The 16,817-nt window shown below is 46.2% G+C and carries 7 protein-coding genes; 1 reads left to right on the top strand and 6 read right to left on the bottom strand.

What is annotated here, in order from left to right; all coding sequences use genetic code 11:
* Positions 1-193: 193 nt before the first annotated feature.
* The 6 genes from PCC7418_RS19250 to PCC7418_RS03105 form a co-directional block, all read right to left on the bottom strand.
* Positions 194-3,289, bottom strand: coding sequence for a methyl-accepting chemotaxis protein (locus PCC7418_RS19250; RefSeq protein ID WP_015224723.1), 3,096 nt, complete (start codon positions 3,287-3,289; stop codon positions 194-196).
* 204 nt (positions 3,290-3,493) lie between these two features.
* Positions 3,494-4,753, bottom strand: coding sequence for a response regulator (locus PCC7418_RS19245; RefSeq protein WP_015224722.1), 1,260 nt, complete (start codon positions 4,751-4,753; stop codon positions 3,494-3,496).
* A 618-nt stretch (positions 4,754-5,371) separates the two neighbouring features.
* Complete coding sequence (locus PCC7418_RS03120) at positions 5,372-7,114, bottom strand: ShlB/FhaC/HecB family hemolysin secretion/activation protein (protein WP_015224721.1); 1,743 nt, start codon at positions 7,112-7,114, stop codon at positions 5,372-5,374.
* A gap of 69 nt (positions 7,115-7,183) precedes the next feature.
* Positions 7,184-9,736: a CHAT domain-containing protein gene (locus PCC7418_RS03115; RefSeq protein ID WP_015224720.1), complete on the bottom strand. Its 2,553-nt coding sequence runs from the start codon at positions 9,734-9,736 to the stop codon at positions 7,184-7,186.
* Complete coding sequence (locus PCC7418_RS03110; RefSeq protein ID WP_083885363.1) at positions 9,733-12,447, bottom strand: S-layer family protein; 2,715 nt, start codon at positions 12,445-12,447, stop codon at positions 9,733-9,735. The genes PCC7418_RS03115 and PCC7418_RS03110 overlap by 4 nt, the downstream gene beginning before the upstream one ends.
* Before the next feature lie 261 nt (positions 12,448-12,708).
* Positions 12,709-14,001, bottom strand: a complete 1,293-nt coding sequence (locus tag PCC7418_RS03105; RefSeq protein WP_015224718.1) for an RNA-guided endonuclease TnpB family protein — start codon at positions 13,999-14,001, stop codon at positions 12,709-12,711.
* Between the two features lie 441 nt (positions 14,002-14,442).
* Here PCC7418_RS03105 and PCC7418_RS03100 point away from each other — a divergent pair, with 441 nt between their 5' ends.
* The gene (locus PCC7418_RS03100; RefSeq protein ID WP_171814880.1) at positions 14,443-16,794 is read left to right on the top strand and encodes a response regulator; all 2,352 of its coding nucleotides are present in this window, start codon (positions 14,443-14,445) and stop codon (positions 16,792-16,794) included.
* The last annotated feature ends 23 nt before the right edge of the window (positions 16,795-16,817 follow it).

The following is a 16,817-nucleotide window of genomic DNA, read 5'->3' as shown; positions in this document are numbered from 1 at the left end:
AGAATTTTTAACGACACGATTCATTTTAAGTTACTTACGTACTAAAATCTTCAGCCATTTTGCTGAATGTTACCGAGGAGTGCTCGGGAAGCCCATCCCTTTCCAGAATCGGAGGAACGAGCACCCGATCGCCGTCAAAGGAGCAATGACTAATGACGCTCTCATCCGCCGACCTTCGCTTCGGGGGACAAGCCTAAGTCTGTTTCCCATCCCCGGGTTCGAGTTTGAACCGTTCGACGTTCTCTTCTAAGTTTTGCGCTGTTTTCAGCAGTTCCTTAAAAGAATGCGACACTTGCAGGGCGCTTTCCGAAGTTTGCTGCGCGATCGCGGCAACCTCCTTGATGGTCATGTTTACCTGTTCTGAGTCCACAGACTGGGTTTTCGCAGCTTGGGCAATTTTTGCCACCAGTTCGTTAATCTGGTTCGATACCTCAGCGATTTGGTTCAGGTTGCCTCGGGCTTGTTCGACCAGTTGCGTCCCACTGACCACCTGTTCAGTTCCTTGTTCCATGGCAGCAACTACCTCATTGGTTTCAGTTTGAATTTGGTCAACCAGATTAGAAATTTCAGAAGTCGCATTTGCCGACTGTTGCGCCAACGCCCGTACTTCATCAGCAACCACCGCAAATCCGCGCCCCTGTTCGCCTGCGCGGGCTGCTTCAATGGAGGCATTTAGGGCCAGCAAGTTGGTTTGGTCGGCAAAGTTACCAATCAGGTTCACTACCTGCGAAATTTTTTGGGAGGACTCCCCAAGTCGCTTAACTTTTTTGGCTGTTTCCGCTACCGTTTGCCGAATCGAAACAATGCCATCTACGGTGCGGTTCATTGCCTCATCCCCCGCTTTGACCGTTGCTGAGGATTTTTGAATCGCGCTTTCTGCTTCAGTGGCACTTGCCGAGACGGCATTCATGGTTTCGGTCATTGCTTCAATGCGTTGGAGGGCGACTTCAATTTCTTCGGACTGTTTGAGCGCCCCTTGCGATAACGCCTGCACTTGCGCTTCGTTTTTGGTGGTGGTATCCCCCACTGCTGTCGCTGCTTCTTTCACCTGTGCGACAATCTTCCGCAAACTCTCGATGGTGGAGTTATAAGAGTCGGCAACGGTTCCAATTTCGTCTTCGGTCACACTGGCATTAATCGTCAAATCCCCTTTACTAACTGGGTCAACCTGCATTAAGAGATCTAGAGCCCGCCGTTGCAGTTTTTCTTTCTCTTGGCGCTGTTGTTCCTCTGAGGTTTGTAACTCTTGCAGTAAGCGCGATCGTTCTAAAACCCGACTAATTTCTTGGGAGAGTCGTTGCAGGAAGTTAATTTCTCGGTCTTGCCATTCGTGGGTTTCATAACACTTGTGGGCAATTAATAGTCCATACAAACTTTCTCGGATCACGATTGGGACAACTAAATTTGCCTTGATCTCTAAATCCACCATCAATTTTCGGTGATTAGCATGGAAACCCGCATTAAGCACATCACTGGTGGGAACCACTCGTCCTTGGAGATACGCTTTACGGATTGCTTCTGGAATACAAGGGTCTTTAATTTGTTGTTTTCGCGCTGGTTTTAACCCTTGAGCGGAAGATTCATTACTAATATAACCACTGCCATCTTCTTGGAAGCGATAAATCACCACGCGATCGACCTTCATTAATTCTCTGGCTTCCGCGAGGGCTCGATTGGTGACAGTATTGGCACTTTCGGAATCAGTAACCACTGCCCCTGCAATGCGCCCGATAAAAGCGGATTCGGCTGCATCCTGACGGAGTTCGTCTTGAGTTGCTTCCAAGTTAGCAACCATGCGGTTCAAGTCTTGGGAGAGAGTACCAATCTCATCCTTCCGATTGGTTTCTTCCATTCGCAGCCCATAATTCCCCCCGCCGATGTCTTGGGCAAAGTTGGACAAACGGATAATTGGCTTCGAGACATTTCGGGAAATCAGGAAGGCAACACCAACCCCACCCAAGAGAATCAAGGCCCCAGTTCCATATTGAATCACAGCTAATCTGGCCAGAGATGCGTCAATAGAAGTTTTTGGATCTCCAACGGCTGCAATGCCGATGATTTCCCCTTTGTGGTTGGAAATGGGGCTGTATGCAGTTAGGTACTCAGTGGTAATAATGCTTGCCCCGCCAATATAGGTTTCTCCCTGATTCAAAACGGTTTCCGCCACTTTCCGAGAGGCTCGTGTGCCGATCGCGCGGGTGGTTTCATCGCTATAGGGGGCATTCGTGCTCACCCGCCAGTCTTGAGCAAAAAGGGTTGCAACTGCGACATCAGTTTCTATTTTCTTTTCATCCACAATTTCGTAGTTGCGGTTAAGCAACGTTCCCTGAATCACCGTTCCCACTAGCTGATTATTGCGGATCACTGGCTGCACGCTCATTAAAACCATGCCGATCCGTCCTTGCTCAATATCATAAGTCCCTTCTGGGAAAGGCGTTTTGTCTTCGGCTAAGCCTTCCGTGTTTTGCCCCCTGAGACCAATTGCTGCTTGTTCGGCAAGCCCAAGCCGTTCTAGAATCGTATGGCTGACCAATTCCACACTGGTTACTCCCGCTCCAGTTTGCAAAACTTCCTTCACAATGGGCAGATCGCCAAGGGGAATGCCCAAGGGCAAAGAAATCTCCTCTAACTCTTGTTCAAAGGCTTCATCATCATCATCATCGTCGTCGTTTTCCTCTCCTTCTTCAGCTTCTGCTGCTGCAAAACTATCAAAATCGGGAAGAGCAGGATAAGTTGAAAAGTCTTCGTCAAGGGTGAGAATTCTTTGAGCAACGGTTTTTCCTTGCGGATTCGTAATGATATAAAAACTTTCATCCGCATCAAGTTCCAAGTTTTTGGTTAAGACTTGCTCAGCCTCGCTGGGATTATTCAGATTAGCACCCGTGACTGACGCATACTGGCTAATAGACTGCGCTTCTTCTTCCAGTTCCTCCAAATCGTTTTCAATGGCGTTTTCCAAGAAATCGAGCCCCAGATTTAAAACTGTTTGTAAGTCATCGACTTTTTCTCGTTCTGTCACCAAGGTCAGAATTTCCCCCAATGCAATAACAGGAACCGCAACACTACCAACAACCAAGATGGCGAGCTTATTGCGGAAACTAATATTATTCCAGCGTTGACCGACGGTTTGCCACCAAGAAGACTTGGTTTGATTGGCTTTTGCCCCCCCTTTCGGGGGAAGAGGCATCTTGCGATTCTTTGGCTGGCTGTTTGCTGTTGAAGCACCTGCCAATTGAGGGCTTTGCCTGTTTTGAGCGTTGGTTTGTTTTTTAGGAGAAGTTTGTGCCATGGCTCGCTAAATTGTTTAAAACTAGGGTGTTCAAGAGGATTAAGAAATTTTGTCAAGAAGATCTGCATCGCCTCCTCTGAGCCTCGCAAAATCCGAGCTAGTTCAGGAGGAAATGTTGATTCAGGCAGAGATTGAATTTTATTGGGATCGATGCAGCTGATTCCGATCGGAAACAGTTAACACCTCAGGTTCAATGACCTAGAATCAGACTTGCACCGAGGATGAAACAGAAGAGGCAAAAACAGCCTCGGATTCTTGATTGCTCAAAAACATCGGCAGGTATTTTTCCATTACTTCGAGAATGATTTGACCCTGCACTGGCTTGCTCACGTATTGAGTTGCACCAGCCATTTTTGCCCGCATCCGATCAATCAAGCCGTCTTTTCCCGTTAAAATAACGATTGGAATTTCTTTAAGACTAGAAACGCGACGCAGTTGCGTACAAATTTCATAGCCATTGGTATTGGGCATGATTAAATCTAAAAAAATTAAATCTGGTTTGGCTTTGAGCAAAGTTGCAGTTGCCCGTAACGGATCATTAATGCCCATAAAAGAATGTCCTTTTTCTTGGACAATTGCTTTTAAGGTTTCCGTGACTTGTACACTGTCATCAACACAAGCAATCAAATACTTCTCTTTCCCTGAAGTTTCTTCGGTTGGCAACTGAGGCTTCCTTTTCGGAGCGATGCTTTCCCAGTCAAGATCCTGAAGCTCCTGCCATTGCAACCACCCTTGCTGATAGTATTCCCAAAGGGCTTTGGTGACGGGGACAAGATCGCACTTGGTAGAAATGGCAATTTCTCGCAGCGATCGTTTTCCAGTCACCAATCGCTGCAAGTTTTGAAAGGTTTTGGCAGCAGTGCTTGCTCGAATTTTTTCAGGATCAATCATGACAGGGGCTTGATTGGGAGAGCAAGAATTTAGGTTTGCATTTTGCCAACGCTGCCAATTTTGTTTTGCCGTTGCCACTAATTCTTCAGAAGATTTAGCTACTTCTCTGGCAATGGGGACATAGTTTTTCGGGCGATAATTTTCATGCCATTGCCAATAAAGACTGCTGTTTTGACCATAGGTATGGTTCTGTTGATTTTGTTGCTCATCCACTTGCAAAAGATCAAACAGCACTTCGAGGATGATGTCATTTTTGATGGCAATCAGCTGCTCTAGGCTTATTTTTTCTTGTTGGAAGAGATAAACAATAAAATCATAGTATGCTGATTCAGCATTCCAATTGACCTCTTCTCGTAGTTGTAGCAGTTTCACTGCATCTTGAGGCATTTGCTTAACCAGTTGTCGGTAAATTCTTCGCTGTTCCTGTTCACCTCCTCCTGCCCAAAAAAGCCTGCCTAAACGAAAATAAAGAAACCAAGACTGTTGTTGATGCTTCAAATTTTGAATTTCTAAACATCCCGTCTGGTCTCGGTGAGCATACGCCATGATGCTACTTAAGAATTGATGTTCCATCGTTTTGGACTCCGTACATAACTGAAGTGATATCAATTCAAATGACAAGAACAACCCACTCCCGACTGATAAAAAATTGGTTTCCTCGAAATGGTCTTAGGAGATTATCCTAGACTTTTGGCAAAGCTCTAGAGAGGCATATAGCAATCCTAAATTAAGTGTAAATCATCCCCCTTCGCCCCCCTTAGAAAGGGGGGAAACAAGCAAAGATCAGATCGATGAATCAAGTTTTTACGAATGAATTAGAACTGCTCTAGTATTCGGTTTGTTGTTTGTCATCCTTAATGCTAAAAAATCCTTTTGATGCACTGATTTTTTCTACATAAATCAAAATTCAAGTTGAGGAACTTGAGGTTACTTAATTCACTTAAACCCAATCAAAAACTTGTAGAACAAATAAAAGATTGTTCAAAATTTTTGACTACATCTTGGGATTCTATTATATTTACGTGCTCTGTGCCTCAGCCATTTTGCTGAATGTCGCATCACTTAAAAAGGATGAAGAGTTTTTTAAGAAATGATATAAAGTATTAAAATTCTTGCTATAGATCATCTTCTGTTCGCTCTACTTATCCCTTGTTTTCTTGGGGCCGTAGTAAGGATTGATCCGACAAACGCTTAAAAAGGTGCGTATAAAACCGAAAAATAAAGCCCTTGTTCTTGCAAGGTTTCGTCGCGATCGTCAATATCCACTAAAGGGATTCCCCAGTCAAAACGAGCAGTTAAATGATCGCCAGTTTGCCACCGTACACCGAGACCGACTCCTGTTAAGACATTAGAGTCTAGTTGAGGGCGGTTTTCACCGTTACGCTCATTATTCCAGGCAATGCCCAAGTCAACAAAGGGGGTCACTTGCAAAACACTATCCCAGTCATCAACTCGGAGAATGGGCAAACGCACCTCTGCTGAAGCCAACCAACCATTATCACTCAGTAACGCATCTTGACGGTAGCCCCGCACCGATCCCAGTCCTCCTGAGCCAAACTGTTCGAGAGGGGGGAGGGATTGGGAAGCCAGTTGCAGGTCACTGCGAATTAGAATTAAGGCATCTTCTGCTAAACGTCGCACCCACTGTCCTTGTCCCCGCCAAGCGAAGAAGCGGGTATCGGGGGCATTTTCATTGACCGTTCCATCAAGCCAATCCACTCCCACACTAAACTGCGATCGCGCTGCAAAAACCTCATTTTCTCCTCGTTGAATCCATTCTTGGGAAAAACGCAAAGCCGTAATTCTTGTTTCTCCTTCCGCATCCGATCCCACCGAGAGAGGAAACGGTTGATCCTCAAATAAGAAGTTTTCGCTTTCTTGGCGAGAAGCAGTAATTCCTAGTGTTAATTCTTGAGTGGGAGTTAAAATCACTGGCTGATAGAAACTGATTTCGTAATAGCGATAATCCGATTGAATATCTAGGGGAGTAAACGGATCTTCAATGACTTCACTGTGGGTTCGCCCGTAAGCAAAACTGAGATTGCCATGACGAGGGTTAACTGGCAGACGATAGCTCACTTCAAAAGCATCACTGCCATCGGTGTTGGTATAGCTAAGAAAGGCTTCATCGCCATAGCCCAAAAGATTACTTTCGGTTAGAGAGGCTTGCCGTCTTACTGTCCCCACACTGGGAGAACGTCCGTTATCAACTAGCAAGTCGAGAGCAAAGGTATCTGCGGTTTCTACTTGAATGGTCAGTAAATTCTTTCCGACTTCGGGAGTGGCGGATAATTCTGCGGAAATGGAAGCAATGCCGGGGTCAAGTTCTAATAATTGGAGTGCTGATTGTAATTCATCAATTTGTAATGGGGTTTTCGCAGCCAAGGCAGCGCGATCGCGAATATAGTCAGGATTTAACCGTCCTTCAACCTTCACCACAATTTCCTCTACTTTTCCTTCAATCACTTGGATTGTTACTATCCCCTCAGTGAGTTTCTGAGGCGGAAGAATTGCCCCTGAAGTGACATAGCCTTGGCGCAGATAGTAGTTCGTGATTGCGTTGCGGGCTTGTAGCAGTTCACTGAACCTTAGCGGACGATTGGTATAGGGAACAAGGAGGGCAGTCAATTCTTCATCGGAAAAAACTGTACTTCCCACAACCCTAAAGGCATTAATGGTTAGGGTACGAGGAATTTCAGCTTCGGAAACCGCTTCTGGGGCAGAGGGAGGCGAAAACAGTTCCTCTGGGGGTGGCAAGGGACGGGGTTGCAACTCTTCTAGGGGGGCAGTAGAGGGAGGGTTGACATCGCCTGCGTCCGTTTGAGCAAGGGCAAGAGGAGCAAAGGTCAAAAGCATTAACACAGAGCCAGCAGAACAAAGCTGACGGGGAATGATCCAAAACTGGGCTTTCTGAGACTGAGAGTAATTGCACATCTGTTCCCTTGATTTATATTGATAATAATCATAAAACTACCCAATTCTGAGTCAAGATATTAACTGAAACTAAGACCAGTTCCCCACCAAGACAAAAGGGGTCCAGAAAAAAGGATGGTTAAACTCCTCAGAGCGTAACAGTTTCAGTTGGGCTTCCCGCAAGGCTTCTGCTTTGGAAATATTACCCTGACTGAGGACTTGATAAAATTCGCTCATTAAACGAGCAGTGGATTGATCCTTAACCGACCAGAGGGTCGCAATGGTGCTCCGCGCCCCTGATCGCACTGCCATTCCCGCCAGTCCCAGGGCTGCTCGTTTATCTCCTGCTGCGGTTTCACAGGCACTCAGCACAAGCAGTTCAATCGGTCGGTTGGTGCTGGTTTCTCTGGCTTTGAGGAGGGTTTCAAAATCATTGACGGAGACTCGATTCTCCCAAGTCAAGATAAAGGTGGTACGAGGAGAAGAGGTAAAAACGCCGTGGGTGGCAAGATGGATAATCGGGAAGGGATTATTGGCAATTTCTTGGCGGAGACGGTCTTGGGTAAATGCGTCATTGAGCAAGACTTCTGTGGGAAAGATCTTCATAATTTGGCTGATTTCAGTTTCGACTTCAGGGAGAGCAACAAACCCTTGACGGGGCTTACTGAGTCCGCCAGTAAAAACGTTGAGGTGATTGGCGAGGCGTTGTTCCGAGGGAAAAAGTTGTAGTCCTGGGGTAAGCGCGATCGCGTACTGTTCGATAAGATATTGTTCACCATCAGAGAGTGCAGCCATCGGGACATTTCGCAGGAAGCCATCGAGGACAAACACAAGGGTTTGGATATCGTGTTGGGCAAGTTGGGGTAAAGCAGGACGAATCAACCAATCATAGATGTGGGTGGATATTTCTCGGCGAATCTCGTTGGGGAAAGCGAGGTTGAGAGATTGGAGAAATTGGTTAAGGGTTGCTTCCACTTGTGAGCTTGACTGGGGAATGCTGTAGTAGGTTAACGGTTGCTCGGGAATAGAGAGGATCACCGCCAACTCCTGGGGTAAAATCATCGGATAAATCACCGCAGCTTGGGAGTCAATCTCTTCAATGGATGTCTCCTCCACATCCAGACAGGCTTCCCGAAAATAGTTATCCAGTTCGGCGACTTGCAACGATTCAATTACGTCTCTGGCGCGTTGGAGATTGTTTTGGGAGATGGGGAGGCTTTTGGGAATATCCCTTTGTTTGCCGAAAGCCGTTTCTACGGTTGGATTGAGTAAGAGAGACACTAATTCTCGATAAACTGGTTCCACACTCTCTTGAAAAGAATACTGTTGGTTGGTATTGAGGGCAACTAAATCACTGCGGAGACCGTCGAGGGTCTCTACTGCTACCGTATAGGACGCGATCGCGCTTTTGAGATCTCCCTGGGCTTTATGAATTCGTCCCAGTTGCCATTGCCACTGATAAGAAATCTCAGGAGCAGACACTTGCTGTGACAACATTAAAGCCTGACGGGTGAGTTGTCGTGCTTCTCGGTAACGTTGGTTTTGTTCATAGAGTTTCCCTAACGTCCCCAGAGCATAAGATTCAGCGCGAGAATCTGCCAAATTTCGGGCTTGTTGTACCGCTTCCCCCAACATTGGGGCGGGGTCTTCTTGTCTCAACTGCAAAAGGCTTTCCGCAAAGTTAACTCGCATATTCACCGCAAAACGACTGGGCGATAACTGGGCAATTTGTTGTTGAATCTCAGGAATAAGCGCCGAGGCTGCGGTGAAGTCTTCGCTATTAATCAGTAAATGGAATAAGTTTAAACGGGCTTCGAGTTGGAGGGCGGGGCTCGCAGCAATATTGATCACTTGTTGATACAGTTCAACTGCCCTCTCGGTTTGATTCCCCGCACTCATGGTATTCGCCAGACTAAAGCGAACCTGACTGATTTGCTCTCCCAACTGCAACTGTTGCGCTAACTCTAACGCCTTTTCCAACACCGCTTGCGATTCCTCTAAATTTCCGACTACTTGTAACGTACTGCCAAGACTCTGGAGTCCCGTCACCTTCAAAGCAGAATCGGGTTGCGAGGCAAGTTGCCGATTAATCTCATCCAAGCGTCCATTGGCTTGACGGTATAACCCCAGCGATTGCAACGCTTGCGCCTGATTGAGTTGTGTCCCAATTATTCCCTGCTTATCCTCTAATTGCTGATAGAGCGTTTCTGTTTCTTCCCAAGTTTCCAAAGCGGTTTGGGGCTGTCCTTGGGCAAGTTGAAGATTGCCTTGGATATTCAGCACTTGGGCAATCAAGTCAGGAGGAAATGACCCTGAGTTCAGCCAGCGCAAACTGGCTTGAAGAGACTGTTGGGCTTGTTGTCCTTGTCCCAGTTTCTGATATGCCGAAGCAATATAAGCCAGGGCGAGGGCTTGATATCCCCGTTGTTTTTGCGCTCGGAAGGTTGTTTCCGCAGTTTGCCAAGCCGCGATCGCGTCTTGATAGCGTCCTTGCTCATAAGCAGTGCGTCCGTCTTGCAGGAGGGAATCTGGGGCAACCGTTTGGGCAACCACTGAATTAGAAATAAGCACAGGGGAATAAACCACCATGCCAAAGGTAATGAAAGCGATGAAAAAATAGGAAAGCAGTTTGGACTTTTTCATTCTGAGTTTCCTAGAGAGTTAAGGGTTCGACAATCAATGACTGTGGTCAATGCGCTATGGAGAGAAGGGTGAGGAGTCTGGGCAACCAGCCAAGTTTCGCCATTCGCATCAGTTATCCAACCTTGGGCTTCAATGACGGGTTTGGGAGGGGTTATCTCTGGAGGAACTTGAGCAACGGTTTCAGTCCCCAGAGGGCGAAAATCTTGCCACACGGCGACCCCACGTAAGGTTTGGTTCGGTGCTTCTGGTAATCCTCCCCGTCCAGTTACCACAAAGACATTGCCTTCGCTTGCTGCACAACCTTGAGCGATTAAATTCGCAATATCCACAGGAGTTTCAGGAAGTGCCACTAAGCCTTCGCTGGGGTCAACTTCAGGGGAGTTGATCGTGATCATGCCCAGAAATTCTGCCCCAAGTTCAGAACTGGCAGTAATATCAGACAAATCCGTTGGCTCGTCCCGCACTTGGAGTCCGAAAATAGCATTGGCGGTGATATCCACTTGTCCTCCCATGGCATTAACCGCATTGGCGGTGATATCGCTGTTGTCCTGACCAATGACAAAGGGTGCATCAATGGTAATATTGCCTCCTGGTGCTGTGCCTTGGGCGTTGGCAGCGATATTGCTGTGGCGGTTCAGTTGTAAGAAGTCATTCGCGGTCAGGGTGACATTTCCCCGTCCTCCCGTAGCGGTGGAAGCGGTGATCAATCCTTGGTTGTCGAGTTCAATGAAGTTGCCAGTTACGGTAATATTACCAGCCGATCCTTCTCCTGGGGCAAGTTCAGGATTATTGCTACTGCTGGGGAAGTTACTGGCACTAATGGTTGCGCGATCGCGCACGAGAATTTGATTACTGTCAACAGTAATATTGCCCCCCGCACTGTCTTGAGGAAATACCTGTCCATCACTGGGACGGATTGGGCTTAAGGCACTGGCAAACAGTCCACTTGCCGTCTCGCTTCCTTCCCCCGCAAGTTCAACGCTGTTGGCAACAATACTGATATTTCCTGCGTTCCCTGAACCAGCAGTCGCCGAAACAATCTGCGCTCCGTCTGTAATTTCCAGAGTTTCGGCATTAACGATGATATCCCCTCCCCTAGCAGTGGCTAACGGTGAAACGAAAGAAAATAACCCCGCAGCACTCCCACTCGGAGAAGTGCGAACAAGCTGAATATCGGTGGCATTAACTTGTAACTGTCCTCCTTCACCCCCACCTGATGAGCCAGTTTGAATCCTCGCTCCATTCGCAACGACAAGATTATTTGTGGTGATCTTAACTTCGCCGTCAGTCCCTTGATAAGCCGAGGTTTCTCCCCGTGACAAAATGGAACTTGCCCCCAACCCTGGCGCACCGCCAACCACTTCAATCGTGTCCGCGACAACACTCAATTGACCCGCATTGCTTGGGCTAAAGGATGAAGTAGAAAGTTGCGAACCCTCCCCCACGCCTAAGTAGCCTGTCTTAACATTAAGTTCTCCCGCATTCCCTAAGTTTGCGGTAATCGCAAATAAACCAGTTGGACCGAGAGGCGTTCCGCCAAGGGCAAGAATTTCATCCGCATTGACCTCTAAAACGCCCGCATCCCCGAAGCCAAACGTCTGAGCAGCAATTTGCCCTCCTTGGGAAAGGTTGAGGCTGCTGGTATTAATGGTGACATTTCCGCCCTGTCCAGTTGCCCTCGGGCTAACTTCCGCAAAAATACGACTGGGAAAGAGCAGATTTCCTTCCTCATCCACTCTAACTCCTGATAGAGTAATGCCTTCCGTGAGATTAAGGGTAATGTTTCCCCCCGAAAGATCGCCTTCAGTATTGCTCAAAAGCGCCGAGCCATCCTGAAGATTCAGGTTTGCGCCAATCACCCGCAGATTACCGCCTCCTCTCCCGCTCACATCAGCCGAAGCCGTTTCCTGAAAGGAGATATTCCCAAAATGTTCCACTGAGTCTGGATTCAGTCTTCCGTCTTCAGCGATTTCTAAAAACTCATTTGCCCCGACACTCACCAGTTCAATCTCTCCATCCTCAGCCGTTAGATTTCCGCCAGTCAGGTTAATCCCTCCCCCCGCTAAGACTAGGGTTTCTCTTGGCGCGACGGTTAAGCCAGGGTTGCGGTTAGCGCGATCAATAGCAAAGGTATTAAAATCAAGCTGAAGATTGCTACCAGAACCAGTGACAGTAATTGCAGTTGGACTTGCCCCATACTGGACTCCCACTGGAACCGTTATGGTCAGCAGAGGCGGGGTAGCCGTCGCAGTTGCGCTAAATTCCGTCCCGTCTGCAAAGCGTAAACTTTCCCCTGTGGTTGCAAAGAATGACCCTCCAATGTCGAGTCGGGCATTTTCTCCGAAATGAATGCCATTAGGATTGAGGAAGAAAACATCAGCCGATCGCGCCGTGCGGAGAAGCCCGTCAATATGAGTCGGACTATTTCCCGTTACCCGATTGATAATGGTTTGGATATTTGCCCCATTATTAAACGTCACTGAGCCATTGCGAGGAATTGAAAACGCCTCAAAGCTATGAAACAGATTATTCCCCGATACCTGTCCGCCTTCAATCATAAAAGTTGACCCATCAAGGGAGTTCACTTCCGTTGAAAGCGTGCTGTCTGGGATAGGGGGAGACACTTGGGCGCTTAAGGGTGAAGGAAAGATTAGCCCGAAGCTGAAAAGTGTCCATGAACTTGAGTAGAGAAAGCCTTGAAAATATGACATCTTCTATACTGGATGAACCACTAAAGCAGATCAACAGGATCGGGATTTTGGTCAAAGGAGTTGCTCAAGAATCTCCTCCGCTTCAAACGTGGAAAATTCAGCTACTTGATTCATCAACTGAGTTAGGGCCTCAGGAATGACCTGCCAATTCGTGTCATCTCCTCCCCAAAGGCTTTCTTGAACTCTCCACGCGATAAATCGGCGTGGATTCCAAACGTTGCTTCGCGTGATAGACGGGGCTTTCAGGGTGCTGAAATGAATTCAGCACACAGCCCCTCCTAAAGCCATAATGCTTCGCGCTTTTCGTTTGGAGTTCCAAAGATAAAATCTTTGGGGCAGGCTCAAAGCTGCTCTACTGATCTTGGCTAGGACTAAGCCTAGCTGTATCTCTACTTTTCTAAGAATGTTTGCTGCTGCGTTGGCATCAGCATTAACGATTCTTCCCTGAGAATCTTGATAGCATCCTCTCGTTACTCGCTTTCCTGACGGTTGCCACCTTTCGGGTTTCTCACCGAAGGTCGGTAGCAAATCACGATCCAGATAGCTCGACTTGGATGTGTAGGATTCCTCAGTTTCTACAAACTCAATACCGTGTTCCTCTGCTAACTGCTGAATTCGATTTTTTAACTTAGCAGTGGGAATCTGAACAAAGTTTTGATTGTTCTTTCGTCCGATATTGACTCCTTGACGCTGACCTTTATTCCAACCGAAAACGATGATCCCTATCTCCTTATTAAGGCAATAGTTAATCACCATCTTTGCTGCCTTGTTTACAGCATCTCGAACTTGGCGGTTTCGTTTTTCGGTGATTCTAGCTAACTCAAAGTCCCAATAACCTTGAGGTTTTCCCTTTTTAAGAGAAGACACTCGGCGGTTATAGTTCTGATTTAGAGATTTAAGTTTTCTCCCATCAATGATAAAAGACTCTCCAATGGTGGAAACACAAGTCAGCCAATTATCTAGCCCAGGGTCAATTCCTAATGCTTCTTTTGAGTTAACTGTGGTATTTATTTCAGGTCTTTCATACACCCATTCCACATAGAAATCTCGGTTTCGAGGCAGAATCCTAAGTTCTTTAATCTGCTTAAAGTCTAAATTAGAAGGAAAAGGAACAAAAAACTCTGATCGACCAAACCACGATTTAATTGTTTTCCCTAAAGGAACTCTAACTTGAGTGTTTTTCAACTTCAGAGCTTGTTTTGGGTAGGAAGCAACTGCCATTCCTCCTTTACCCTTATAGTTGGGAAGTTTAGGATGGTTACTAATTTCTCCTTTGAAAAAGGCTTTCCTCAAACCCTTATAAGACTTAAATGATTCAGCGACGCTTCTAAGAACCTGTTGAGCGCACTGAGAGTAGAGGGCTTTGAAGTTGACTTGTCCTTTTAGGACTTCTTCTGGTTCATATTTTCCAATGATCCGTCCTTCCTTAAAGAAAGTTTGACGGGCAAAATAGATTCCACAATTTGTTAGATTATTAGCCGTCTGACAAATATGTTCTAATATAGGAATGACCTCAGAGCTTGGGCTAATCCGATTTTGCTGACATCCATACATAGTTATCTTGCTTAATTTGTTAAAATCATTATAACATAAAGATAGCCATTGGGTAGAAATAGATCAACAAAGATTAAGTCTTCGTATAGAGACATCTAGAGTAGAAAAACTCAGACTCTATGCTAGATATAGGAGAAAAACAATGACGCAACTACTAGAAGATTGGATTGATACGTTAAAACTTCCAGAAGGAAAAGGAGATACAGAGGACTAAAGTCCTTATTCGCCATTCATGAGGGGCTGTGTGCGGAGGTTTCCTCCGCACCTTGAAAGCCCCGTCCATCCGTTCAAAACGGATGGCTTTCTGACTGGTCAATTGTAAAAACTCGAAGCTGGAGTTTAGCCTTAATGTCAAAAGAATCACAACACCTAGTCCTAGATTCAGTCACAACTAATAGTAAACTCCTGCTAACGAGTCAACGGGAAAAATTCACCCAGATTATGCCAGTCCAAACCAGAGATGAAGCGACTTCATCCCGTCAAAATTCGCTAATTTTGGTCATCGACGATAACGCCTCCGATTTGCAGTTGCTCTCAAGGGTGTTGCAAAAAGTTAATTATCAGGTATTGACTGCTTCATCGGGAACTGAGGGGCTGCAAATTGCTAAAACTTCTAAACCCCATCTCATCCTGTTGGATTTGATGATGCCTAACATGGATGGATTGCAAGTCTGTCAGCATCTCAAAGCTGATGCAGATCTCCAACAAATCCCAGTCATTTTTTTAACAGCGAGTTGGGAAGACCAGCAGTTAGAACAGGCTTTTCAAGTGGGGGCAGCAGACTATGTGACCAAGCCCTTAAAAAAAATCGAATTGCTCGCCCGTATCAATGTTCATCTAGAGTTACAACAGAAGCAAAGGTTATTAGAAACCGCCCTCAAAGCGAAGTCCCAGTTAATGGCAAATTTAAGTCACGAAATTCGGACTTCTCTCAATGCCATCTTAGGGATGAGTCAATTTCTGTTAACAACCTCTCTGACAACAAAACAAGAGAAGTGTTTGAATCTTATTAATAAGAGTGGAAACCACCTCTTGAGCATCGTGAATGATATTCTTGACTTCTCGAAGCTAGAAGCTCAGAAGCGCACTTTAGAGCTCCATCAATTCCATTTGAGGCAGTTGATTGCTGATACCGTCAGACTTTATGAAGTAGAAGCTGCGAATCAAAACGTTGTCCTGAAAGCTCAAGTTGATCCTGATCTCGCCCAGTTTTTTATGGGCGATAGTTTTCAGATTCGTCAGGTTATTTACAATCTCCTCAGTAATGCTCTCAAGTTTACAGAAGAGGGACAAGTCGAACTGCGGGTCTTTTCCCTCGCTAAGACGACCTCTGAGGGGTTGCCATGGGCTTTGCAGAAAGTGCCTTTGCGCTTTGAAATCCAAGATACGGGGCCTGGCATTGCTCCAGAACATCAGGATAAACTTTTCCAGTCTTTTTATCAAGCGGATACCTCAACGGGGGGAACAGGTCTGGGACTGGCGATTTGTAAACAAATTGTGGAACTTATGGGAGGAACAATTGGAGTCGAGAGTCAACGGGGTCAGGGATCAACGTTTTGGTTTGAAATCGATCTTGACCCGTGTTATAACTTCCAGATTCCAGAACTAATCGGAAAGCGATTACTTTTAGTCACTCAAACCTGCTCAGAAATGCAAGCGGTGATCCAACAAACGGAAGCCTGGGGAATGACAGTCACCCAAGTAGAGACGCTGAAAATAGGTTCAACAGAAATTAGCAGAGGGTTTCTAGAATCTCAACCTTATGATTTTGTTTTGTTTAACCTCGCCCATTTTCGACGGGAAACAGATTTGCAGACGATCGAGCAGGTATGTCAAGAGTTGCATTCAACCCAGACCAAAATAATTGGGCTAGAATCTCAAGATAAGAAGCATCATCGACAACAACAACTTGCGTTTGACAGCTTTCTATCTGATCCGCTTCAGAGTTCGCAACTGTTGTCATGTTTTCAAGAATTTCTTGCCCAACTACAACCTCGGTTTGAGGAACGCCAACTGGGAAACCTTTTAGACGAGGTAACAGTTTTAGTCGTTGAGGATAGTGTCGTTAATCAACAGGTGTTAGAGCGTCACCTTGAAGGTTTAGGGGGAGCAGCAGACTATGTGAATCATGGTGCTGAAGCTCTCAACTCTCTTCAACAAAAACAGTACGATCTCCTCTTGATGGACTGTAAAATGCCAACGTTGGACGGGTATGAAACAACTCGGCAGATTCGCGCTTTATCGATCAAACAACCGATTATCATTGGCTTAACGGCGTATAAAGGTGAAGCAGAACAAGAGAAATCTCTCGCTGCGGGAATGGATGATTGCCTCAGTAAACCCATTCGCTTTGAGCGGTTTGCTCAGTTGTTGGCAAAATGGCTACTGGGGGATTTTGACCACTGGGCTGATGAAATTGCTGTTTCCTCTTCCCCTCCCCAAAATGCAGAAAATTTATCCAAGACGGAGCGGTGGATTGATGATGAGGTTTTGCAAGAATTGACAGAAGGCGATCTTGAGTTGAGACAACAACTGGTAGGTTTGTATATTAATCAGGCGAGGGATTATCTCAAGCAAGGACAACAAGCAGTGGCGGATCAAGACGCGATCGCGCTGGGTCATTGTGCTCACCAACTAGAAGGCAGTTCAGTTAATACAGGGATGAATTTAGCCGTCAACTTAGCAATCAGGTTAGATCAATCCGCTCAGCAGGCTAATTTTCAAAAGGCTACAGAGATTCTTAAGCAATTAGAACAAGTAATTGAACAAGTCGAACAGGAAATATTGCATTGAACTCTCCACGGATTAAAATCGCG

The organism is Halothece sp. PCC 7418, from assembly GCF_000317635.1.
Taxonomy (GTDB): domain Bacteria; phylum Cyanobacteriota; class Cyanobacteriia; order Cyanobacteriales; family Rubidibacteraceae; genus Halothece.
Note: the sequence above shows the minus strand (reverse complement) of the source record. Positions and strands in the feature narration are given on the sequence as shown.